The following is a 21302-nucleotide window of genomic DNA, read 5'->3' as shown; positions in this document are numbered from 1 at the left end:
GCAATGTGCCTGACTTTTTTATTTATCTTAATTAAAACTTTTTAAAGCCTTTGTTGACGCCATATGGACGGCGCGGCGCATTTTCATCACGCTCTTCACGGCGGCCGAAACCTTGATCAGGACGGTTTTCACGACGTACAAACTGAGTGCCATTCTGGTTTTCAGCTCTGTCACGACGACCATAAGCATTGTCATCACGACGCTCACGGCCAGTATTATTTTGTGGTTGCTCATCACTGTCACGACGTTGCTGACGCAAGAAACCGCCACGGCGCGCAGCCATCGGTTTGTCTTGCATACGCTCGTTACGGCGTTTCGCCATACCAAACAAGCCTGTACCTTGACGTGGCTTCAATTCCACAGCTTTGGTCAGGTTGTCGATATCGTTTTTATCCAGTTCAATCCAGCGACCGGTACGCAGTTCGCGTGGCAAAATCACAGTACCATAACGGGTACGCAGTAGACGGCTGACTTTCAGGCCTTGTGATTCAAAGATACGACGTACTTCACGGTTACGACCTTCTTTCACCACGACCTGGAACCAACGATTGATCCCGTCACCGCCCAGTTCAGAGAAAGATTCGAATTTTGCCGGACCATCGTCTAGCACCACGCCTTTAAGCATGTTGTTACGAATTTGTGGCGTTACTTCACCCATGACACGAACTGCATATTCACGTTCGATTTCATTCGATGGGTGCATCAAGCGATTCGCAAGTTCACCATCATTTGTGAACAAGAGTAGACCGGTGGAATTAATATCCAGACGACCGACCATCACCCAGCGATCGCCCGGAATAGCAGGCAGCTGTTCAAACACGGTCGGACGGTTTTCAGGATCGCTACGTGAGCAGATCTCGCCTTCAGGCTTGTAATAGATAATGACACGACGACGGATTTCGTCTTCAATCTGGAAGGCAACTTTACGACCATCGATGCGAAGCTCATCACCTGGTTCGATTCGTTCACCCACTTGGGCAATTTGCCCGTTGACACTTACACGACCCGCGGCAATGACTTCTTCCATATAACGGCGAGAACCCAAACCAACGCGTGCAAGCACCTTTTGCAACTTTTCACTCATGACAGCATAACCTTAGAAATAATTATCAACAGTTCACCTATTTATGACTTCGGTGCATTCGCATCGAGGGCCATAAAAGCTTCCTTGGCATCCTGCAGGGGAGGCAATTGGCCCAAACTATTCAGGCCAAACGCATTTAAAAATTGTGGCGTTGTCATTAACAACGCAGGTCTTCCAGGGAGTTCACGAAATCCGGACTCTTTAATCCAGTTCCAGTCAAACAGCGTACGCAGGTTTTGACTGTTATTCGTAACACCACGAATCTGTTCAATATCCGCTCGAGTCACTGGCTGGTGATAAGCAATCACTGCAAGCGTCTCCAGTAATGAAGGCGACAAGCGAGCCGGTCGCTCAGGCCAGGTCTGTGCAATAATATTACGATATTTTGCACGTACTTGAAAACGATAACCTTGTGCTGTTTCAATCAGTTCGATCGAACGGCCATGCATGAGCATGGAAAGTTGTTGTAAATACTGACGTAATTCCGGTTTGCTATAGCGATCTTGAAAAGCTTCTTTCAGACGCGCCAGTGAAACCGCGGAGTCGCTGGCGAAAATAATCGCTTCAAGCTGCATCAATACTTCATGCAGATTATCTTCTGCAGATAACAGCGTATTTTGATCGAATGTCATTGACTGGCTCCTTGAATCGCGAGCGGGGCTTCAATACCTGTAGCAATAATCTGAATTTTTTGTTGTCGGGTCAGTTCCAGTACCGCCATAAAGGTCACTACCATACCCATACGGCCTTGGCTCGGTTTTAACAAGTCCTTAAAGCTGAGTACTGCGCCAGTTTCAATACAACTTTCAATATAGGCAATCCGTTCTTCCAGCAGTACCGGTTCCTGTTGTACCTGATGAATCACGGGTTCAGGACGGTTAAATATACAGAGCAAGGCATCACGCAATAAATCGCTTGAATAGCCTTCATTCGGCTGCTGGATGTCTCCCAGACTGACGTTGGTGCTGAAAGTGTCTCGTTCCAGAATTGGCATCTGACCCAGACGTTCTGCTGCCTGTTTAATTCTTAAATAATTTTCTAAACGGTCAATCAGTTCTTGTTTTGGATCCTGCTCAATCGCAGTCAGGCTTTTTGGTTTAGGTAACAGCAAACGCGATTTCAGATCTGCCAGTAAGGCTGCCATCACCATATAATCGGCCGTCAGCTCGATATTCAGGGATTTCATCGCGTCCATATAAGACAAATACTGTGCTGCAATCGGCGCGATATCGACCTGTAACAGATCAAAACCGTTTTTTTGAATCAGGTAAATTAAAAAGTCGAGTGGGCCTTCAAAATGTTCTAATAAGATTTCAAATGCCGCTGGAGGAATATACAGATCCTCTGGAATTGTATCCTGCCATTCATCCAGAACCCGAATGTGCGGAGCAGATTCCATAGTGTTATGGATAATTTGAGTCATTACAATTATAGGCCACGCGAATTTTCAAAGGCATGCAAAGGCTTGATTTTCGGTATCTGATCGAAAGAAAAGCACAGGATTAAGCGTTGTCATTGTACTGGAAAAGTAACTTTAAATAAATTAAATAAGCTGTCAAAGCCATAAAAACTTAAAAAAATAATGGAATTTATCAGCTCTTTCAAAATAGCACCGAGAAAAATGGCAGAATTGGGCAGCAAATGCCACGGTGATTTTTACGTTAAATTGGCTCTCATAATTAAGCGTATCTGGTAGATGATGCCAGTTGATTCACTTCAAAAAAACTCGATCAATACAATGACTCTCATTAAAAGAGAAAATAAGCTAGCTGGCAGGTATTGAATGATTTTTAAACGGATTTCCCATTAAAAAACATAAAATTAATAAGTATTAATAAAATATTTCCCCGTAATTTTTGGTCAAAAATCCCGCTATACTCTCGAAAAATAGTCAAGAATCACAAAAATCAATAAAAAGGTGAAGAAAGCATGCCACTTATTCTGGTTGTTATTGGGATGATCGCATTCGGGGGATTTTGGGCTTATCCCAAATATCAGATTATGCAGCTTGAAGATGAAGCACGCACAGGGCTGAAATCAGGCGGATTTTCAGCTTTTGCCGAACAGGCCCGACCTGTCATGCAGGCCATGAAAATGGATTTTAGTGTGCTGGATCAATATCCCAATATCCGTTTTTACATGCGGCATATGGCCTATGAGGGCGACCAGCTGGATGAGCGGATTAAACTGGATATGCAAGCTATGTCTTGTGAGTCAATCAATTCCTTTAAAGTCATGGAACCCAAGGCACGCACAGCGATGTTGAATGTACTGGAAGAAGATCAGATTATTTTTCATGTGTATCTGAAAAATAAACTGGGTCAAGAGCTCATGCATCATGAACAGAAGCTATCGCAATGTCCAAATTTCATTGCGGTTCGTCATTATGAGCGTAGTTCAGATTCCTAAACTGTTTTTGCCAGCCACTGCATTTATGCCGAATTGAAAAGAATAGAATTGCAACCTCTCACCATATGCTGTTTTAGATTTTCATGGTGAGGAATGACTGTATTCCTTGATCGCAAATTCAATGATACGTTGGCAAGTTTCTGCCAGGCATACATTTTGGTTTGAATAGATCTGCAACAACTGTCTCACTAGAGCCAACGTCAGGAAAAATTGGTATTCAGTATGATCAATATTTATAGTGAGATGGGGAGAAGGATGTGCTTCGACCATGACTGCCTTGGATTGCAGTGTCCAAGGCAGTTCTGCATAGATCAAATCCTGTACAGAAAATTCATGCTGATTTAGGAGCAAGTAAAATAAATCCATTTATTCTGACTCCCTCAATGTTTATGGGGAAATTCTCAGACCTCATTTATTCAAAGGCGCTGACATCTCCCATACCACGACGAATCACTTCTGGATGATCACCGGATAAATCTACAATAGAGGTCGTGCTCAAGGTGCCTAAACCGCTATCTACAAAAACATCAATGCGTTTGCCCAGTTGCATTTCAATATCATAAGGATCGTCAAGTGGGTCAGTCTGACCCGGTAAAATCAGGGTAGAAGTCAATAAGGGCACACCGAGTTCTTTGAGCAACATCTGACACACCGGATTATTCGGAATGCGTAGACCAATAGTTTTCTTTTTAGGATGCATCAACCGACGTGGCACTTCGCTGGTCGCAGGTAAAATAAAGGTCGTGATAGCCGGTGTATTATTTTTCAGCAAACGGTACATGGCATTGTCCACCTTGGCATAAGTGGCAATATCGGACAAATCACAGCACAGAATCGCATATTGATGCTTTGGGCCCAGACCACGAATTTGCGCAATCCGCTCCATGGCACTCTTGTTCCCAATCTGGCAACCGATCGCATAGGCCGCATCAGTGGGATAGACCACCACATCACCCGCACGGATACGTTCCACTGCCTGACTGATTAAGCGGGGTTGCGGATTGTCGGGGTGTACGCGTAAATGCAGCATAGAGACTACTCCAAGCTTGGGCTAATGGCTTATTATGTGGCGCTCAGACAAGATCTGGCAATCATAAAAAAGGTAGATTTGTGTAATTTAATCAAGTATTTCACGTATAAATTCATCAGATTGTAAACTTTTGCCACCTCTGATGCAGATACAGATACATTGGATAAAGCGAGCTGCATCACGTGGAAGTTTGGCTGTACCATTAAAATAAGCCTGTACTTGAGCGTAGACATTATCTTTAAAGCTGGCGCCATCACCGCCGTCGCCAGTCAGGTTATCCAAAGAAACCCGGAATTTACGGCCAAAAGCCTGGGCAAACATCCATTCAATTGCCTGTGGCTTGATTTCCACTTGTTCAAATAAAACCTGCTGTTCACGGGTCCGCCCATCCGGGGCATACCAGTAACCCAGATCAGGCAGCAGGCGGCGTTTGTCTCCGGCAATGGTCCAGTGGCTGATTTCATGCAAAGCGCTATTAAAGAAACCATGGGCAAACTGGATCCGGGCAGGACTGTTTGTACTTGCAGGGAAATATTCTGGTTCAAATTCGCCGCGCACTAAAGTGACATTTAAATGGGAAAACCAGTGATTAAAGTGTAAGATGAGCCAGTCCACCTGCTGCGCTTCTGACGATAAATTCGCCCATGGCGAGAGTTGCACTTGTTGTGTTGAACTGTCAGAATCAAGGCTTGGAATTGTGCTAACGAGTGATGAAACATTCACTTCTGTTTGCGGCTGCAACAGATGCATGACTTGAGTTACCCAAATGGTCTGTCGAAATAAGTACAAAATTGTATCTTAATCTTTGACAGAGTACTGATGAATTTGTAGAATTGCCGCCTTAATTATGTCAGCAAATACCTTTCCGGCACAGATTGAGCCGTTTAAATGGGCTGAACAGGGCTTTAAATGGTCAGGTCAACTGCCTTTATCCCGCTTTGTTCGTATCGCTCGTGAAGCTGTTGGATCAATTGATGATCAATTGATTAACATAGACTGTAAGCTATCAATGGATGCCTATCATCGTATTGCATGGCTAGATGGTCACGTTGAAACAAAAGTTCCTATGGAATGCCAGCGTTGTCTGGAAACTGTAGAAATTGAACTGGTTTCATCGTTCCATTTAGCACTTGTGGATGATGAGTCACTGATAGAGCGCTTGGATGAGGATGCTGATTTCATCGTCCTAGGTGAAAGTGAAGCAACGACCAAAGGTGATTATGATGCACCGGCGACCGCTGATTTGCTCGCGCTGATAGAAGATGAACTGTTATTGTTGATGCCGTTGTCGCCTAAACATGAGTTTTGTGAACATAAGCATCAACCTGCCGTAGAAGAAGTGGCTGAAGAAAAACGGGACAACCCGTTTGAAGTTTTGGCTGCTTTGAAGGGTAAACTTAACTAATTTTTGTGTTATACTCTTGTGTATAAGACAATCGAATTTGTTCTGATCCATTTTTTCGATCTTTGTAAGGAGCCATCATGGCCGTTCAGCAAAACCGTAAAAGTCGCTCTCGCCGTGACATGCGCCGTTCACATGACGCTTTAACCGAGAATGCATTAACTGTAGACCAAGCTACTGGCGAGACTCACCGTCGTCACCACGTATCTAAAGATGGTATCTACCGTGGTCGTCAATTATTCGCTAAAGCATCTGCTGAATAATTGGTGATGTATTAAGCGTCAAGCTTAGTAGAAAAAATGGGAGCATTTAGCTCCCTTTTTTTTGTCTTTGATTTTTAGGTGTATCGGTTTTTTGTTGTATTTGGCAATTACCGCCAGCAAAATTACATGCTAAATTGCGCTCCACAATGATTTAGGTGGTCTTATTGGTCAGTCTTCTGGTTAGGATTGAAGAAGCACACCTCTTGAATGAAAGGATTTTATTATGTCTGCTACACCACTCGAACAAGCAGCACCCGCAACGAAAACTGCATTTGTGTTTCCGGGTCAGGGCTCACAGAAAGCCGGTATGCTGGCTGAACTTGCAGAACAGTTTGCGAGTATTCACGAGACATTTGCAGAAGCATCTGAAGCCGTCGGTTTTGATCTGTGGCAGATTGCGCAAACTGGCGAAGGTCTGGATCAAACCGAATTTACCCAGCCGGTATTGCTGACTGCAAGTATTGCCTTATGGCGCGTGTGGTTAGAATCTGGCGGTGTAGCACCGAAATATCTTGCAGGCCATTCACTGGGTGAATACAGCGCACTGGTTGCATCAGGTGCTTTAAGCCTGGGTGATGCTGCGAAGCTAGTGAACTTGCGTGGCAAACTCATGCAGACTGCTGTACCTCAGGGTGTGGGTGCGATGGCTGCCATTTTGGGTCTGGACGATGCCAAAGTGATTGAGCTGTGTGCACAAGCAACTGCAGCAGGCGAAGGTTCTGTCGAAGCGGCGAACTACAATGCGCAAGGGCAGGTTGTCGTTGCAGGCAATAAAGATCGCGTTGAAGCAGTGATGGCATTGGCCAAAGAAAACGGCGGAAAAGCCATTGCATTGCCAGTATCGGTTCCATCGCATTGTTCATTGATGAAACCTGCTGCTGAACAGTTTGCTCCGGCATTGGAACAAACCGCCATTGAGCTACCACGCATTCCTGTATTACAAAATGTAGGCGCGCAAGCGGCAACCAGTGTAGATGAATTGCGTCAGGCGTTGACCGCGCAACTTTATGAGTCGGTACAATGGACTAAAACCTTACAATTCCTTCAAGATGAAGGTGTTGAGTACATCGTAGAATGTGGTCCGGGTAATGTATTGACCAACTTGGCGAAACGCTTGCCGAATATTCAAAAAGCACTTCCACTGGACAGTCAATCTCGTCTGGAAGATGCATTAAACACCGTATTGGCGGCAGAAGGGAAAAGTGCATGACACAGGAACGTAAAGTTGCTCTGGTAACAGGTGCAAGTCGTGGTATTGGTGCTGCGATCGCACAGCAATTGATTCAAGACGGTTATTTTGTCGTAGGTACTGCAACGTCTGAAGCAGGTGCGGAAAAATTATCGGCAGAATTTGCTGAAAATGGCGCTGGAAAAGTACTGGATGTACGTGATGGTGCTGCGATTGATGCGCTGGTAACGGACATCGAACAGAACTATGGTCCAGTCCTTGCGTTGGTCAATAATGCAGGTATTACCAAAGACAATTTGCTGCTGCGTATGTCTGAAGATGACTGGGATGATATTTTAAATATTCACCTGAAAGCAGTTTACCGTCTGTCTAAGCGTGTACTCAAAGGCATGACCAAGGCGCGTTTCGGCCGCATCATCAATATCAGTTCTGTGGTGGCACACTTTGCCAACCCAGGTCAGGCCAACTATTCTGCTGCCAAAGCAGGTATTGAAGCATTTAGCCGCAGCCTTGCCAAAGAAATGGGCAGTCGTCAGATTACGGTAAACTCGGTCGCACCAGGTTTTATTGCGACTGAGATGACTGAACAGTTAAGCGAAGAAATTCGTAAAAAAATGACTGAGCAAGTGGCATTAAACCGTTTAGGTGATCCACAGGATATCGCAAATGCCGTAAGTTTCTTGGCTTCAGATAAAGCCAGTTACATTACTGGTACAGTTATGCATGTAAATGGGGGCTTATACATGAGTTAAGCTCAAGTATAAACTTTCCAAATTTTTTAGATTCAATTAAACTAACGGCATTAAAAACGCCACAAGCAATGAGGAGAATTCCTGTGAGCGATATCGAACAACGTGTTAAGCAAGCAGTTGCAGAACAACTTGGTATCAAAATCGAAGAGATTAAAAACGAAGCGTCTTTCATGGATGACTTAGGTGCAGATTCTCTAGATCTAGTTGAACTTGTTATGTCTTTCGAAAATGATTTTGACATCACGATTCCTGATGAAGATTCTAACGAAATCACAACTGTTCAATCTGCAATTGACTACGTTTCTAAGAAACTGGGTTAATCGCCGATTTCAGCTTTGCTGAACATAAAGACCACCCTTGAGGTGGTTTTTTTGTATCTGCTTTTTATATGAATGGAGGTTTTACAATCCATTACCTTTCTGTCACCAATGACTAACTATCTCTCTAGAGTTTTCATTATAAAAATAAGAGTGATGTGACATTAACAACAAGAATGGAGTCCGCTATGGGTCTTTTTGATTTTGTAAAAGGTATCGGTAAGAAGAATACAGCTGCTGCAGAACCACAGGCTGCACCTACAACGACAACGCCGACTGCAGCACAACCTGCAGAGCCTTCTGCTCAGGAAGTGGCAAATAAACTACTCGGCCATGTGAAAAGTCTGGGCCTTCCGATCACTGGCTTATCCATCAGTTATAACTCAGCCTCCGATCTGGCGACGGTCAGAGGTCAGGTACAAAGTCAGGCCGATCGTGAAAAGATTGTTCTGGCCGTGGGTAATATTGATCATGTCGCCAAAGTGGATGATCAGCTTACAGTAAGCAGTCCTGAGCCGGAAAGTAAGTTCTACACAGTGAAATCAGGTGACAGCTTGTCAAAAATTTCAAAAGAATTTTATGGTGATGCCAATCAGTATAATAAAATTTTTGAAGCCAACCGTCCGTTGCTCAAAGATGCAGATGATATTTTCCCGGGACAGGTGCTACGCATTCCTGCTTAAGGTTTAATAAGTCCAATCAATATTCGATCTCAAAGCCCCGTTTGGGGCTTTGTTGTTTTTGTCCGTAGCTTTAAAAAGCCATCATTACTAAATACCTAGGTCCAGATATAAACTTTCTTTGACTTCTTCCATCACTACATAACTGTGGGATGAAGCAGAAGCGGGCAGTTTTTTTAGTAAATCTCCCAACAGGCGGCGATAGGCACTCATTTCCTTTAAACGCGCTTTGACCAGATAATCAAAATCACCGGAAATTAAATGGCATTCCAGGACTTCCGGAATCTCAGTCAAATTGCGTGCCACCTGATCAAAGACATCACCTGATTTGGCTGAGAGTTTGATTTCCAGAAATACCAGCAAACTACGTTCTAGCATTTCCGGATTTAGACGGGCGTAATAACCCATGATGATGCCTTCGCGTTCCAGCCGTTTTACCCGTTCTGAACAGGGTGTGGTTGATAGATTGACGCGTGCTGCAAGTTCGCTAATGGCAATCCGGCCATCGCGTTGCAGGATGTCTAGAATCATGCGATCAATGCGGTCTAATTTGCGCATTAATATTTCCCTCTTTTTTTTAATTCTGCCCGAAAAAATATTTATTTCACTGAATATACAGTCTGAATATAGTGAATTTAACTATTAAAGCAAAAATATACTAGTGAAATAAACTGAAAAGATGTTTGAGGGTTAAGGTAATGCGCGTATTAGTTTTGGGTAGTGGTGTGATTGGTGTGGCAAGCGCTTACTATCTGGCGCAGCAGGGAGCAACCGTGACTGTGTTAGATCGTCAGGCAGGTCCGGCGCAAGAAACCAGCTTCGGTAATGCCGGGCAGATTTCTCCAGGATATTCGACCCCTTGGGCTGCACCAGGTATTCCGTTTAAGGCAGTCAAATGGATGTTTCAGCATCATGCACCGTTGGCGATTAATGTCGATGGCAGCTTGTGGCAATTGCAGTGGATGGCACAAATGCTGAAAAACTGTAATGCCCAGCATTATGCAGTCAATAAAGAACGTATGGTGCGTGTGGCTGAATACAGCCGTGACTGTTTACGTAATTTGCGCCGTGACATTGGCATTTCTTATGAGAACCGCTCGAAAGGCACTTTGCAGATTTTCCGTAAAGATGCACAGCTGGATGCGGTGCAGCGCGATATTGAAGTTCTGAAAGAAACCGGTGTGGAGTTTGAGCTGCTTGACCGTGATGGACTGGCGCGTGTAGAGCCGGCATTGGCACAGGCTAAAGATAAACTGGTGGGTGGTTTGCATTTACCCAATGACGAAACGGGTGACTGCTATCTGTTTACCAATGCCCTGGCAGAACATGCCAAAGGGATGGGTGTAGAGTTCAAGTTTAATCAGAACGTTGAAAAGCTGATTGTAGAAGGTGACCAGATCAAAGGTGTTCTGGTGAATGGTCAGGTACTCACGGCAGATAAATATGTGCTGGCCTTTGGTAGTTATTCACGTGATTTCCTCAAACCGCTTGAACTGAATTTACCGGTCTATCCGGTGAAAGGTTATTCACTGACCATTCCGATTTTAGATCCGGCCTATGCACCACAATCTACAGTACTGGATGAAACCTATAAAATTGCGATTACCCGTTTCGACCAGCGCATCCGCGTAGGGGGAATGGCTGAACTGAGCGGTTTTAATTTGGGTCTGAATGAAGATCGTCGCGGCACGCTGGAAATGGTGACCCGTGATTTATTCCCTGGAGGAGACATGAATCAGGCCAGTTTCTGGACAGGACTGCGTCCAATGACCCCGGACAGTACGCCAATTATTGGGAAAACCCGTTTTAAAAACCTGTTCCTGAATACTGGACATGGCACGCTGGGTTGGACCATGGCCTGCGGTTCAGGAAAATTAATCAGCGATCTAGTTTTGGCACGTGATCCTGAAATTAGTACCGAAGGATTGTCATTGGCGCGCTATCACCAGGCGGCTTAAGACTATCTGAGGCGGAATATTCAAGGAGGAATGTATGCCACGTCCCATTACTGCAATTATCCATCAACAGGCGCTTGCGCATAATTTAAGTGTGGCGCGCCAATGTATGCCCAATAGTCAGGTATTTGCCGTGGTCAAGGCCAATGCCTATGGGCACGGGATTGAACGTGTCTATGCTGGACTTGAAGGTGCAGACGGTTTTGCCTTTCTGGATATTGAAGAGGGCGCGCGGCTACGTGCGCTGGGATGCAAGAAGCCGCTAATGTTGCTCGAAGGTATTTTCGCTTTTGAGGATTTATTTGCATGTGTGAAGCATGAAATGAGCTTTGCCATTCATTCCCGACATCAAGTGCAATGGCTGAAACAGTTTGCCGAAATAGCGCCGGATGCACAGTTTGATGTGTATTTGAAAATGAACAGCGGCATGAACCGTCTGGGTTTCGAGCCGCAGCAATATGCAGAGATCTGGCAGGAGCTGCAACAGCTGAACACTGTCCGTTCCATTACCCATATGACCCATTTCTCCGATGCGGATGGCCAGCGTTTTGGCGTGGACGGGATTCAGTATCAAAACCTGATTTTTAGCCAGTCCATTCAGGGGCTTGAAGGTAAAATCTCGCTCAGTAATAGCGCAGCCATTCTGCGGCATCATCAAACCCTTCATTCAGACATTGTACGTAGCGGCATCATGCTGTATGGCAGTTCACCAGATTATCCAACACACACGATTCAAGACTGGAATCTGCAACCGAGCATGAGCTTGCGCAGTGAAATTATTGCCATTCAAATGATCCAGTCAGGTCAGAGCATTGGCTATGGTTCCAAATTTATTGCCACGCAGGAAATGCGGATCGGGATTGTGGCCTGTGGTTATGCGGATGGTTATCAACGACTATCGACAACCGGTACGCCTGTGCTGGTCGATTCAATGAAAACGCACACATTGGGTCGAATCAGTATGGATATGCTGGCCGTAGATCTGACTGCACTGCCGCAGGCGAATGTGGGGAGTGAAGTGGTACTTTGGGGGCAATCTTCCCAAGGTGTAATTCTGCCGATTGATGAAGTGGCGGCCAGTTCTGGCACGATCGGCTACGAGCTGATGTGCGCGGTGACCGCTCGGGTTCATTTTCAGATTGACGCTTAAATTTTTACTTTAAATTTTATTTAAATATCCCAAACAAGGAATATCAGCATGACACAGGCAAATACAGCCATTCAGCGACTCAACAGCAATCAAATCATGAGTGCGGTGACGATTCATCAGCAAACCGTGTATCTATCGGGTCAGGTGCCGAATAGCACGGATCTGGATGTACGCGGACAAACACTGGAAGTCTTTGCAAAAATTGAGGAATTGCTCGCATTGGCAAATACCGATAAAAGCCAGCTGCTTTCTGCACAATTATTTGTCAAGCATCTAGATGATTTTGCTACCGTAAACCAGCTTTGGGTGGAATGGTTACGAGGTCATGGTACGCCGGCACGTGCTACGATTCAGGCAGATTTGGTCAATCCGGACTGGCTGATTGAAATTGCAGTTATTGCAGCTCAAGCTTAATTGAATTTTTGATATTGAAATCTCCCATGCCATGATTTAAGTCGTTTTAGTGCAGTAAATCTCACTGAACAGCGCAGTAAAAAGTATGAAAATGTCATAATAAGCGTTCGAGGACTGAACGTTGTAAATTCAGCTTGATGCTGTTGTAAAGATTAAAAAGGATGTAAAAATGAAAACCACCCCGGGCACAGAAGACGTAAAATCGTCGCCGCATGAGTTGCAACGAAAACTCTCTAACCGACATTTGCAGTTAATCGCCATTGGTGGCTGTATCGGTACTGGCCTGTTTATGGGATCGGGAAAAACCATCTCCCTGGCAGGCCCTTCAATTTTGATCATTTATATGATCATTGGTGGCATGTTCTTCTTCCTGATGCGTGCGTTGGGTGAAATGCTGTTGTCCAATCTGCATTACAAATCTTTTATTGATATGGCCCATGACCTGATCGGGCCGGGTGCTGGCTATTATATTGGCTGGTCGTACTGGCTGGGTTGGGTGCTGGTAGGGATTGCCGATCTCGCGGCGATTATTAACTATTTGAGTTTCTGGCTGCCCGAAGGCATGGCCTTTACCCCGATGGGGCAGGCGATGATTAGTATTGGCTGTGTGCTGTTTATTCTCGCGATTAACCTAGTCACGGTAAAACTGTTTGGTGAGATTGAATTCTGGTTTGCGCTAATCAAGATTTTAGCCATTCTCGGTTTGATCTTTGTCGGTGGCTATATGGTGTTTAGCGGTTTTCAGGCACCGAGTGGCGCTGTCGCCAGCTTTAGTAATGTCTGGGCACATGGTGGCTTATTTCCCAAAGGCTTTACCGGTTTTCTAGCAGGCTTCCAGATTGCCATGTTTGCCTTTGTCGGGGTAGAACTGCTCGGCACAATGGCGGCAGAAACCAAAGATCCGGAAAAGAACTTACCCAAAGCGGTCAACGCTATTCCTACGCGGATCATTCTGTTCTATGTATTGTCATTGCTGATGATCATGTCGGTCACACCGTGGCATCTGATTCCTGCGGATCAAAGTCCTTTTGTGAGTTTGTTCCTGTATGCCGGTATTCCAACTTCAGCCATTATCATGAACCTGGTGGTGTTGTCGTCAGTGATGTCCTCTATGAACAGTGGCGTATTCTCGACCAGCCGTATGTTGTTTGGTCTGGCACGTGACGGACAAGCACCTCAAGCTTTGGCGCGGTTATCTAGCAGAGCTGTACCAGCCACAGGGTTATTTTTCTCCTGTGCTTTTATTATGTTGGGGGCAGCATTTCAGTATTTTGTGCCAAACACCATGGAAGCCTTTACTCTGGCGAGTTCGCTGTGTGTGATCCTGTTTATTAGTATCTGGAGCATCATTATGGTGTGCTATATCCGTTACCGTAAGCAGCAACCGCAAAAGCATGCCGCCTCGACCTTTAAAATGCCGGGTGGGGTATGGATGTCTTATGTGGTATTGGCATTCCTGTTATTCGCCTTGATTATTTTAAGCCTGGAACCTGACACTCTAAAAGCTCTGATGATCAGTCCTTTATGGTTGATTATTCTGGCGGTGACCTATCGACTGCTGTATAAGCCACGTATGCGTCAGCGTGGTAATCATTAAATATTCAGACATAAAAAATCCCCGACTGATCGGGGATTTTTTTTGATTGCGTGGGTGAATTAGAAAGTAGGTTTAACCACGACTAAAATCACCACTGCAAATAAGATCAAGGTTGGCATCTCATTAAAATAACGCCAAAACTTGTGTGACTTGTAGTGTGCATTACCAATCAGCTTCTTGCGGTAATAACCACACACCAGATGGTAAATCACCAATAAGCCGACCAGGCCGACTTTAAGGTAAAACCATAAGGCTTCATGGTAATGACGCGTTGCATCACCCCAATCCACCAGAAAGTGTGCCGTAATCAAGGTGGCCAACATGGCTGGCCACATGATGCCACGGTACAACTTGCGTTCCATGACTTCAAAGCGTTGATGACTGACGGCATCTTCGCTCATGGCATGGTAAACATACAGCCGTGGCAAGTAGAACAAAGCCGCGAACCAGCAAACCACTGCAATAATATGTAATGCTTTTACCCACAAGAAAGCATCAGAAGGAGCATCCATCAAGTCACCCTAAATTGGGCAGCTTAGCCTTCCCACTTTTTGAAAATGAGACAAGCATTTACGCCGCCGAAACCGAAACTGTTACTCATCACAGTATTCAATTTTGCGTCACGTTTTTCAAGCACGATATCAAACGGTTTCGCGCCTTCATCCAGCTCGGTCACGTTGATGTTTGGCGCAATAAAGTCATTTTGCATCATCAGAACCGAATAAATCGCTTCCTGAACACCAGCAGCACCCAGACTGTGACCCGTCATTGATTTGGTTGAGCTTAATGGAGGAACCTGACCTTCACCGAAAGCACGTTCCATTGCTTTAAGTTCTGTGATGTCACCCGCTGGAGTAGAAGTACCATGTGTGTTTACATAGTCAATTTTATCGACACCGTGTTGTTTTGCTTCTTCTAAAGCCATCAGTACGCAACGTGTTGCACCTTCACCAGATGGTGCAACCATATCAGCACCATCACTGTTTGCAGCATAACCAACCACTTCAGCTAAGATATTTGCGCCACGCGCTTGCGCATGTTCCAAAGACTCAAGGATCACAAAACCACCACCACCGGCAATCACGAAACCGTCACGGTCTGCAGAATAAGGGCGTGATGCTGTTTCAGGGCTGTCATTGTATTTAGAGCAAAGTGCGCCCATCGCATCAAACAACAAGCTTTGTGACCAGTGATCTTCTTCACCGCCACCTGCCAGCATTAAATCTTGTTTACCGAGTTGAATCAGGTTGTAGGCATAACCGATGGCATCGGCAGAGGTTGCACATGCACTGGTAATGGTATGCGCCACGCCTTGTAATTTGAATGCAACGCCAACGTTAGCCGTAATGGTGTTAGTCATATTACGTGGTACAAAGAAAGGACCGACTTTACGCGCACCTTTGGTTTGCAATAATTCGTTCATTTCAATAACAGAAGCAGTTGAACCGCCACCTGAACCACCCGCGATACCATAGCGTGGGTTGCCAGCTAGATCTTCAACCTTTAAACCTGCATGTTCAACTGCAGCAAGAGCTGAGTTGTACGCATACATTGCACATACGCCCATAAAGCGTTTCAGTTTGCGGTCGATCCCGTCGAAATCCTGCTCGGCTGCAGCACTGACATGACTTTTGAAATTGAGTTCAGCATAAGTCGGATTAAAACGTGTTCCTGAAATCCCGTTTTGTAAAGAATGGTTTACATCCTCTAATGTATTACCAATACATGAGTTAATACCCATGCCAGTGATGACAACACGTTTCATCTACAGATCCTTATAGTTTGCTCTATGCTCAGCGGCAGATATCTGGGTTTTAAAATCGCCCAATCCAGCGCTTAGCCTTATTTCATGATGGGGAACATGATAGCAGAAAGACTTTTGAAATCTTATGGCAAATGTTATGCCGTGTGACAGTCGGTTGAGTTTGTGAGTCGGCGTGTAGGGGTTTTACTAAATGAAACAGAATAAAGTTGAGATAAACGCTGACTACACCTAGTATTTATACCAAATACAAGCACATGAATGCTGAGGTAAAAAATGGTAAATGCTAATAATAAACAATCTAATGGTCTGATTTCGAATGCCTTTGGAGTGGCGAAAAAGTTCAGTTCAACTGGATTGGATTTATTGAATCATGTTGCGCCGGATTCGGTGACTAAAGCGCTGAAGCCTTCCAGCTCCGATCAGGTGATTGATGGTTCGGCGAAGACGAAAAGCGCTTTTTCAGCTAAAAAATATGATAATCCTCAGCAAATGCTTCGCGAGCATCTTCCAAATGTATCGCGCCAACTTCTCGGACGCCGTTTTAATACCGTGAATAATGTCGCGCATTTTGTTTCTCCCGATTTAACCGAAAAAGTGTCTAACTACTTTTATGATCGTCTGAATCAATTTAGTAATCAAACCAGTTCGGTTGATGCCATTCTGAATGAAGCTGGAGCGAAAGATTTAGAAGAATTGACTCAGGACGTCGACCGATCCAAGCGAATTTCACAGGCTTTAGGTGAACAAAACAAATGGATTGCGACGGTTCAGGGTGCAGTGAGTGGTGCTTCAGGGATGCTTGGCACCGCGATTGATATTCCCGCTTCTTTACTGATGGCGTTGCGTACCATTTATCAAGTCGGTCGCTCTTATGGTTTTGACCTGAGCAAAGAAGATGATCAGGAAATCGTCCAGCATATCTTTAGACAGATCGACCTGAGCCTGATTGCAGAAAAGCAAACCTTGTTATTGGGTTTAAAAGCGTTAAGTAATACCCTTAAAACTCATGATATCTCCCAGCTACAAGCCATGCTAGGTTCTGATAATGATGTCAGCGCTATCAAACAATGGCTAAGTCGTCATGAGGGAGAGGCTAAATGGGAATGGATGAATCATCTGCCAAAAATTTCGATTCTGGAGCGATTAACCAAACTAACGCCTCTGGCAAGTGCAGGTATTGGTGCAGTATATAGCCACCGTTTTGTCGAGGATGTAAATCAGAAAGCTCAAGAAGCATTCTCACATGCACGCCAATACCTGATTCAGCATCAGGATTCGCAATTGTCTCCTTATGCTGCCTATGAAAAAGCAGTCAGTTTGTTACAACAGGCAACTCCGAAACTCCTAAATGGTGCCTCTCACGACGTTGAGCCTGCGAAAGATAAGCCGATCATGGATAAAGATATTGCGATTGAAGGCAATAACACGATTACCCAAGTCAAGCTGGTCAAAAAAGAGCAGAATGATCTAAGCTCTGAAGAAGCAGAAGTGAAGAAAGATGAAAAGGTGAGTGAAGGGCTGGAGGCGCTTAACGATGAGTTGGTTGAACCTGCGGTAGATAAGCAGTCGCAACAACCCGCTTTAACCAAAACTTCATTTGATCCGGAAATCGAAGCTGAACTGCATCCAGAAGCTGCTGACGAGGCAGAGGCTGCTACGGAAACTTCACAGCAGGGTGTAGAGGATCAAGAAAATTCGGAAACTGAATCTGAAGCTCAAGACGTTACCAAAAAAGCCGGTAAAAATTCAAAAAAATAAGCGAATTTTGAAGGTAAATAAAAGCAAGCAAATGTCGTGAGAAACGGCATTTGCTTGGCTTGAGTAGGTTGACCAATTTTGCATCTTGAATTATAATTGCATGCCCTCAAAAAGTAGTAGTTTTTGGGGCTTTTTATTAACGGGAGAATTGCCAAATGGCAACAACAAATCAGTTGATCCGCAAGGGTCGTACGACTTTAGTTGAAAAATCTAAAGTTCCTGCGTTGAAGGCTTGTCCACAGCGCCGTGGTGTTTGTACACGTGTTTACACAACTACACCTAAAAAACCTAACTCAGCAATGCGTAAAGTTTGCCGTGTTCGCTTAACTTCAGGTTTCGAAGTTTCTAGCTACATCGGTGGTGAAGGCCATAACCTACAAGAGCACAGTGTTGTTCTTATCCGTGGTGGTCGTGTTAAAGACTTACCAGGTGTACGTTACCATACCGTTCGTGGTTCTTTAGACTGTGCTGGTGTTAAAGATCGTAACCAGTCTCGTTCTAAATACGGTACTAAACGTCCTAAGAAATAATTCGTTAAGAATTAAATTTTAAGAACGTAGAACCGCAATCCTTTATCGTCTCGCTTGTCTGATTTCTGCATTAATTTTGTGAAAATTCCAAGCGACGTATAGTAAGGCCAGCGAGTAGTACATGACACTTTGTACTCATGCTGGATAAACCTGAAGTGTCATCTTTATAGGTAGTTTAAAATGCCAAGACGTCGCGTAGTCGCTGCTCGTGAAATCCTTCCGGATCCTAAGTTCAGCAGCCAAACAATCGCTAAATTCATGAACCACGTAATGCAAGATGGTAAAAAATCTATTGCTGAAAGTATCGTTTACGGTGCTTTAGACCGCGTTCAAGAAAAATCTAAAGTAGACCCAGTTGAATTTTTCGAGACTACTCTTGAAAAAGTTCGTCCTATGGTCGAAGTAAAAGCACGCCGTGTTGGTGGTGCTACATACCAAGTTCCTATGGAAGTACGCCCATCCCGTCGTACTGCTCTAGCGATGCGTTGGTTAGTAGATGCTGCTGCTAAGCGTTCTGAAAAAACTATGGCTTTACGTCTTGCTGGCGAGTTGCTTGATGCATCTGAAGGCAAAGGCGCTGCGGTTAAGAAACGTGAAGATGTGCACCGTATGGCTGAAGCCAACAAAGCCTTCTCTCACTACCGTTTCTAAGCAGATAAAACAGGCCCTATTCAGGAGGGTGACAAGACCGTCATGGTTTTGTCACCAAAGCGCTTTAAGTTGCTATGCAGCTTAAAGCGTCCTGTTTTAAACAACAAAATTTAGGAATGCTAGAAATCATGGCACGTCAAACCCCAATTTCTCGTTATCGTAACATTGGTATTTCTGCGCACATTGATGCGGGTAAAACCACAACTACAGAACGTATTTTGTTCTACACAGGTGTATCTCACAAAATTGGTGAAGTACACGATGGTGCAGCAACAATGGACTGGATGGAGCAAGAGCAAGAACGTGGTATTACCATTACTTCTGCTGCTACGACTACATTCTGGTCAGGTATGTCTAAACAGTTCCCTGAACACCGTATCAACGTAATTGATACACCGGGACACGTTGACTTCACCATCGAAGTTGAACGTTCTATGCGTGTTCTTGATGGTGCGTGTATGGTTTACTGTGCTGTAGGTGGTGTACAACCTCAGTCTGAAACTGTATGGCGTCAAGCGAACAAATACCAAGTGCCTCGTTTAGCATTCGTGAACAAGATGGACCGTACTGGTGCCAACTTCTTCCGTGTTGTTGAACAAATGAAAACACGTTTAGGTGCATCTCCAGTACCTGTAGTAATCCCTGTTGGCGCTGAAGAAAACTTCCAAGGCGTAATCGACTTGATCGAAATGAAAGCGATCATTTGGGACGAAGCTTCACAAGGTATGAAGTTTGAATACGGTGAAATCCCGGCTGAACTTCAAGAAACTGCTGAAGAATGGCGTACAAACATGGTTGAAGCTGCTGCTGAAGCTTCTGAAGAGTTAATGGATGAATACCTGAACAATGGCGATTTGACTAAAGAACAAATCGTTGCTGGTCTACGTGTCCAAACTTTGGCTTGTCAAATTCAACCAATGCTTTGTGGTACAGCATTCAAAAACAAAGGTGTTCAACGTATGTTGGACGCAGTAATTGAATTCTTACCGTCGCCTACAGAAGTTAAAGCGATTGAAGGTGTTCTTGACGATAAGGCTGAAACTAAAGCGATTCGTGAAGCATCTGACGAAGCTCCGTTCTCTGCACTTGCGTTCAAAATCATGAATGACAAATTCGTAGGTAACTTAACTTTCGTACGTGTTTACTCTGGTGTTCTTAAACAAGGTGATTCTGTTTATAACCCAGTTAAATCTAAACGTGAACGTATCGGCCGTATCGTGCAAATGCACGCGAACGATCGTCAAGACGTTGAAGAAATTCGTGCGGGTGATATCGCTGCGTGTGTAGGTCTTAAAGACGTAACTACAGGTGATACACTTTGTGATGAGAAAAATGTCATCACACTTGAGCGTATGGAATTCCCAGAGCCAGTAATTGCATTGGCTGTTGAACCAAAAACTAAAGCTGACCAAGAAAAAATGTCAATTGCTTTAGGTCGCTTGGCGAAAGAAGATCCATCATTCCGCGTTCGTACTGATGAAGAGTCAGGTCAAACAATCATCGCTGGTATGGGTGAACTTCACCTTGACATTATTGTTGACCGTATGAAGCGTGAATTCGGTGTTGAAGCAAACATTGGTAAACCAATGGTTTCTTACCGTGAAACGATCAAAAAGTCAGTTGAGCAAGAAGGTAAATTCGTTCGTCAAACTGGTGGTAAAGGTAAATTTGGTCACGTATACGTACGTTTAGAGCCAATGGATGCTGATGCTGGTAAAGACTACGAGTTCGTTGAAGAAGTTGTTGGTGGTGTAGTTCCTAAAGAATTCTTCGGTGCTGTGGATAAAGGTATCCAAGAGCGTATGAAGAATGGTGTCCTTGCTGGTTACCCAGTTGTAGGCATCAAAGCTACATTGTTTGACGGTTCTTACCACGATGTCGATTCGGACGAATTATCGTTCAAGATGGCTGGTTCTTATGCCTTCCGTGACGGTTTCATGAAAGCAGATCCTGTTCTTCTTGAACCTATCATGAAAGTTGAAGTAGAAACTCCAGAAGACTACATGGGCGATATCATGGGTGACTTAAACCGTCGTCGTGGTATGGTTCAAGGTATGGATGACTTGCCTGGCGGTACTAAAGCAATTAAAGCTGAAGTTCCACTTGCAGAGATGTTTGGTTACGCGACTCAAATGCGTTCTATGTCTCAAGGCCGTGCAACATACTCTATGGAATTTGCTAAATATGCTGAAACTCCACGTAACGTGGCTGAAGGCATCATTTCTAAATTCCAGTCTGGCGGTAAAAAAGGTGACGACGAGTAATCTTTCGATTACTATAAGCCCAAACTAATTCATAGTTAAAAACCAAGTGCTCATGCAGTGATCCTGCATGAGTAGTTTAAAAAGGAAGATCT

At 44.5% G+C, this 21302-nt stretch carries 24 protein-coding genes; 15 read left to right on the top strand and 9 right to left on the bottom strand.

Going from position 1 to position 21302, the window contains the following annotated elements; translation table 11 throughout:
- Window positions 1-31 precede the first annotated feature (31 nt).
- From rluB to Q9R24_RS09565, 3 genes are read right to left on the bottom strand one after another with little or no spacing between them, the layout of a single operon-like run.
- Window positions 32-1084, bottom strand: a complete 1053-nt coding sequence (gene rluB / locus Q9R24_RS09575; protein WP_005107723.1) for a 23S rRNA pseudouridine(2605) synthase RluB — start codon at window positions 1082-1084, stop codon at window positions 32-34.
- Window positions 1085-1125: 41 nt separating this feature from the next.
- Entirely contained in the window at window positions 1126-1716 is a 591-nt protein-coding gene (scpB, locus tag Q9R24_RS09570) for an SMC-Scp complex subunit ScpB (RefSeq protein WP_213686928.1), read from the bottom strand.
- Window positions 1713-2507: a segregation/condensation protein A gene (locus Q9R24_RS09565; protein ID WP_311204300.1), complete on the bottom strand. Its 795-nt coding sequence runs from the start codon at window positions 2505-2507 to the stop codon at window positions 1713-1715. Before Q9R24_RS09565 ends, scpB begins: the two co-directional genes overlap by 4 nt.
- Before the next feature lie 506 nt (window positions 2508-3013).
- On the opposite strand from Q9R24_RS09565, the gene Q9R24_RS09560 reads away from it, so the two are divergent.
- A complete protein-coding gene (locus Q9R24_RS09560; protein ID WP_129717089.1) occupies window positions 3014-3493 on the top strand; it encodes a hypothetical protein in 480 nt (159 codons plus the stop codon).
- A gap of 81 nt (window positions 3494-3574) precedes the next feature.
- On the opposite strand, the gene Q9R24_RS09555 is transcribed toward Q9R24_RS09560, so the two are convergent.
- The 3 genes from Q9R24_RS09555 to Q9R24_RS09545 all read right to left on the bottom strand — a co-directional run bounded on the left by Q9R24_RS09555 (window position 3575) and on the right by Q9R24_RS09545 (window position 5273).
- Window positions 3575-3859, bottom strand: coding sequence for a hypothetical protein (locus tag Q9R24_RS09555; RefSeq protein ID WP_311204299.1), 285 nt, complete (start codon window positions 3857-3859; stop codon window positions 3575-3577).
- A 46-nt stretch (window positions 3860-3905) separates the two neighbouring features.
- Entirely contained in the window at window positions 3906-4523 is a 618-nt protein-coding gene (locus Q9R24_RS09550; protein ID WP_224216808.1) for an L-threonylcarbamoyladenylate synthase, read from the bottom strand.
- Window positions 4524-4610: 87 nt separating this feature from the next.
- Window positions 4611-5273 carry an elongation factor P hydroxylase gene (locus Q9R24_RS09545; protein WP_311204326.1) on the bottom strand — a complete coding sequence of 221 codons (663 nt, stop codon included), beginning with the start codon at window positions 5271-5273 and terminating at the stop codon, window positions 4611-4613.
- A 97-nt stretch (window positions 5274-5370) separates the two neighbouring features.
- On the opposite strand from Q9R24_RS09545, the gene Q9R24_RS09540 reads away from it, so the two are divergent.
- The 6 genes from Q9R24_RS09540 to lysM all read left to right on the top strand — a co-directional run bounded on the left by Q9R24_RS09540 (window position 5371) and on the right by lysM (window position 9129).
- Complete coding sequence (locus tag Q9R24_RS09540; protein WP_004279226.1) at window positions 5371-5928, top strand: DUF177 domain-containing protein; 558 nt, start codon at window positions 5371-5373, stop codon at window positions 5926-5928.
- Between the two features lie 77 nt (window positions 5929-6005).
- Window positions 6006-6188 carry a 50S ribosomal protein L32 gene (gene rpmF / locus Q9R24_RS09535; RefSeq protein ID WP_004279227.1) on the top strand — a complete coding sequence of 61 codons (183 nt, stop codon included), beginning with the start codon at window positions 6006-6008 and terminating at the stop codon, window positions 6186-6188.
- A gap of 223 nt (window positions 6189-6411) precedes the next feature.
- Window positions 6412-7398 (top strand): ACP S-malonyltransferase, encoded by a 987-nt coding sequence (fabD, locus tag Q9R24_RS09530; RefSeq protein ID WP_247143894.1) that lies wholly within the window; start codon window positions 6412-6414, stop codon window positions 7396-7398.
- Window positions 7395-8129, top strand: a complete 735-nt coding sequence (fabG, locus tag Q9R24_RS09525; protein WP_004646100.1) for a 3-oxoacyl-ACP reductase FabG — start codon at window positions 7395-7397, stop codon at window positions 8127-8129. Before fabD ends, fabG begins: the two co-directional genes overlap by 4 nt.
- An 83-nt stretch (window positions 8130-8212) precedes the next feature.
- Window positions 8213-8449: an acyl carrier protein gene (acpP, locus tag Q9R24_RS09520; protein WP_004646101.1), complete on the top strand. Its 237-nt coding sequence runs from the start codon at window positions 8213-8215 to the stop codon at window positions 8447-8449.
- A gap of 185 nt (window positions 8450-8634) precedes the next feature.
- Complete coding sequence (gene lysM, locus Q9R24_RS09515) at window positions 8635-9129, top strand: peptidoglycan-binding protein LysM (RefSeq protein ID WP_311204298.1); 495 nt, start codon at window positions 8635-8637, stop codon at window positions 9127-9129.
- A gap of 87 nt (window positions 9130-9216) precedes the next feature.
- Here the strand turns inward: lysM and Q9R24_RS09510 are convergent, their stop codons facing one another.
- Entirely contained in the window at window positions 9217-9684 is a 468-nt protein-coding gene (locus Q9R24_RS09510) for an Lrp/AsnC ligand binding domain-containing protein (protein ID WP_004279232.1), read from the bottom strand.
- Window positions 9685-9824: 140 nt separating this feature from the next.
- Here Q9R24_RS09510 and Q9R24_RS09505 point away from each other — a divergent pair, with 140 nt between their 5' ends.
- From Q9R24_RS09505 to Q9R24_RS09490, 4 genes are all read left to right on the top strand, one after another.
- On the top strand, window positions 9825-11084 hold the full coding sequence (locus Q9R24_RS09505; RefSeq protein ID WP_004646103.1) for a D-amino acid dehydrogenase: 1260 nt from the start codon (window positions 9825-9827) through the stop codon (window positions 11082-11084).
- Between the two features lie 34 nt (window positions 11085-11118).
- Window positions 11119-12231, top strand: a complete 1113-nt coding sequence (gene alr / locus Q9R24_RS09500) for an alanine racemase (RefSeq protein ID WP_311204297.1) — start codon at window positions 11119-11121, stop codon at window positions 12229-12231.
- Window positions 12232-12279: 48 nt separating this feature from the next.
- Window positions 12280-12645 (top strand): RidA family protein, encoded by a 366-nt coding sequence (locus tag Q9R24_RS09495; RefSeq protein ID WP_114541406.1) that lies wholly within the window; start codon window positions 12280-12282, stop codon window positions 12643-12645.
- A gap of 169 nt (window positions 12646-12814) precedes the next feature.
- Window positions 12815-14242, top strand: coding sequence for an amino acid permease (locus Q9R24_RS09490; protein ID WP_184413228.1), 1428 nt, complete (start codon window positions 12815-12817; stop codon window positions 14240-14242).
- A 59-nt stretch (window positions 14243-14301) separates the two neighbouring features.
- Here the strand turns inward: Q9R24_RS09490 and Q9R24_RS09485 are convergent, their stop codons facing one another.
- A complete protein-coding gene (locus tag Q9R24_RS09485) occupies window positions 14302-14754 on the bottom strand; it encodes a CopD family protein (RefSeq protein WP_004646107.1) in 453 nt (150 codons plus the stop codon).
- 23 nt (window positions 14755-14777) lie between these two features.
- On the bottom strand, window positions 14778-16007 hold the full coding sequence (locus Q9R24_RS09480; protein WP_004730606.1) for a beta-ketoacyl synthase N-terminal-like domain-containing protein: 1230 nt from the start codon (window positions 16005-16007) through the stop codon (window positions 14778-14780).
- A 273-nt stretch (window positions 16008-16280) separates the two neighbouring features.
- On the opposite strand from Q9R24_RS09480, the gene Q9R24_RS09475 reads away from it, so the two are divergent.
- From Q9R24_RS09475 to fusA, 4 genes are all read left to right on the top strand, one after another.
- Window positions 16281-17765: an EcsC family protein gene (locus Q9R24_RS09475; RefSeq protein ID WP_311204296.1), complete on the top strand. Its 1485-nt coding sequence runs from the start codon at window positions 16281-16283 to the stop codon at window positions 17763-17765.
- Window positions 17766-17920: 155 nt separating this feature from the next.
- Window positions 17921-18295, top strand: coding sequence for a 30S ribosomal protein S12 (gene rpsL / locus Q9R24_RS09470; protein WP_002050319.1), 375 nt, complete (start codon window positions 17921-17923; stop codon window positions 18293-18295).
- A 180-nt stretch (window positions 18296-18475) separates the two neighbouring features.
- Window positions 18476-18946, top strand: coding sequence for a 30S ribosomal protein S7 (gene rpsG / locus Q9R24_RS09465; RefSeq protein WP_004279240.1), 471 nt, complete (start codon window positions 18476-18478; stop codon window positions 18944-18946).
- 128 nt (window positions 18947-19074) lie between these two features.
- The gene (gene fusA / locus Q9R24_RS09460; protein WP_004646111.1) at window positions 19075-21210 is read left to right on the top strand and encodes an elongation factor G; all 2136 of its coding nucleotides are present in this window, start codon (window positions 19075-19077) and stop codon (window positions 21208-21210) included.
- Window positions 21211-21302 lie beyond the last annotated feature (92 nt).

The sequence above is a fragment of the Acinetobacter sp. RRD8 genome (assembly GCF_031844225.1).
Classification (GTDB): domain Bacteria; phylum Pseudomonadota; class Gammaproteobacteria; order Pseudomonadales; family Moraxellaceae; genus Acinetobacter.
Note: the sequence above shows the minus strand (reverse complement) of the source record. Positions and strands in the feature narration are given on the sequence as shown.

Bases quoted from the DNA above. Each gene is read 5' to 3' on its own strand.
- rluB (WP_005107723.1), bottom strand. From the start codon at position 1,084: ATGAGTGAAAAGTTGCAAAAGGTGCTTGCACGCGTTGGTTTGGGTTCT.
- scpB (WP_213686928.1), bottom strand. From the start codon at position 1,716: ATGACATTCGATCAAAATACGCTGTTATCTGCAGAAGATAATCTGCAT.
- Q9R24_RS09565 (WP_311204300.1), bottom strand. From the start codon at position 2,507: ATGACTCAAATTATCCATAACACTATGGAATCTGCTCCGCACATTCGG.
- Q9R24_RS09560 (WP_129717089.1), top strand. From the start codon at position 3,014: ATGCCACTTATTCTGGTTGTTATTGGGATGATCGCATTCGGGGGATTT.
- Q9R24_RS09555 (WP_311204299.1), bottom strand. From the start codon at position 3,859: ATGGATTTATTTTACTTGCTCCTAAATCAGCATGAATTTTCTGTACAG.
- Q9R24_RS09550 (WP_224216808.1), bottom strand. From the start codon at position 4,523: ATGCTGCATTTACGCGTACACCCCGACAATCCGCAACCCCGCTTAATC.
- Q9R24_RS09545 (WP_311204326.1), bottom strand. From the start codon at position 5,273: ATGCATCTGTTGCAGCCGCAAACAGAAGTGAATGTTTCATCACTCGTT.
- Q9R24_RS09540 (WP_004279226.1), top strand. From the start codon at position 5,371: ATGTCAGCAAATACCTTTCCGGCACAGATTGAGCCGTTTAAATGGGCT.
- rpmF (WP_004279227.1), top strand. From the start codon at position 6,006: ATGGCCGTTCAGCAAAACCGTAAAAGTCGCTCTCGCCGTGACATGCGC.
- fabD (WP_247143894.1), top strand. From the start codon at position 6,412: ATGTCTGCTACACCACTCGAACAAGCAGCACCCGCAACGAAAACTGCA.
- fabG (WP_004646100.1), top strand. From the start codon at position 7,395: ATGACACAGGAACGTAAAGTTGCTCTGGTAACAGGTGCAAGTCGTGGT.
- lysM (WP_311204298.1), top strand. From the start codon at position 8,635: ATGGGTCTTTTTGATTTTGTAAAAGGTATCGGTAAGAAGAATACAGCT.
- Q9R24_RS09510 (WP_004279232.1), bottom strand. From the start codon at position 9,684: ATGCGCAAATTAGACCGCATTGATCGCATGATTCTAGACATCCTGCAA.
- Q9R24_RS09505 (WP_004646103.1), top strand. From the start codon at position 9,825: ATGCGCGTATTAGTTTTGGGTAGTGGTGTGATTGGTGTGGCAAGCGCT.
- alr (WP_311204297.1), top strand. From the start codon at position 11,119: ATGCCACGTCCCATTACTGCAATTATCCATCAACAGGCGCTTGCGCAT.
- Q9R24_RS09495 (WP_114541406.1), top strand. From the start codon at position 12,280: ATGACACAGGCAAATACAGCCATTCAGCGACTCAACAGCAATCAAATC.
- Q9R24_RS09490 (WP_184413228.1), top strand. From the start codon at position 12,815: ATGAAAACCACCCCGGGCACAGAAGACGTAAAATCGTCGCCGCATGAG.
- Q9R24_RS09485 (WP_004646107.1), bottom strand. From the start codon at position 14,754: ATGGATGCTCCTTCTGATGCTTTCTTGTGGGTAAAAGCATTACATATT.
- Q9R24_RS09480 (WP_004730606.1), bottom strand. From the start codon at position 16,007: ATGAAACGTGTTGTCATCACTGGCATGGGTATTAACTCATGTATTGGT.
- Q9R24_RS09475 (WP_311204296.1), top strand. From the start codon at position 16,281: ATGGTAAATGCTAATAATAAACAATCTAATGGTCTGATTTCGAATGCC.
- rpsL (WP_002050319.1), top strand. From the start codon at position 17,921: ATGGCAACAACAAATCAGTTGATCCGCAAGGGTCGTACGACTTTAGTT.
- rpsG (WP_004279240.1), top strand. From the start codon at position 18,476: ATGCCAAGACGTCGCGTAGTCGCTGCTCGTGAAATCCTTCCGGATCCT.
- fusA (WP_004646111.1), top strand. From the start codon at position 19,075: ATGGCACGTCAAACCCCAATTTCTCGTTATCGTAACATTGGTATTTCT.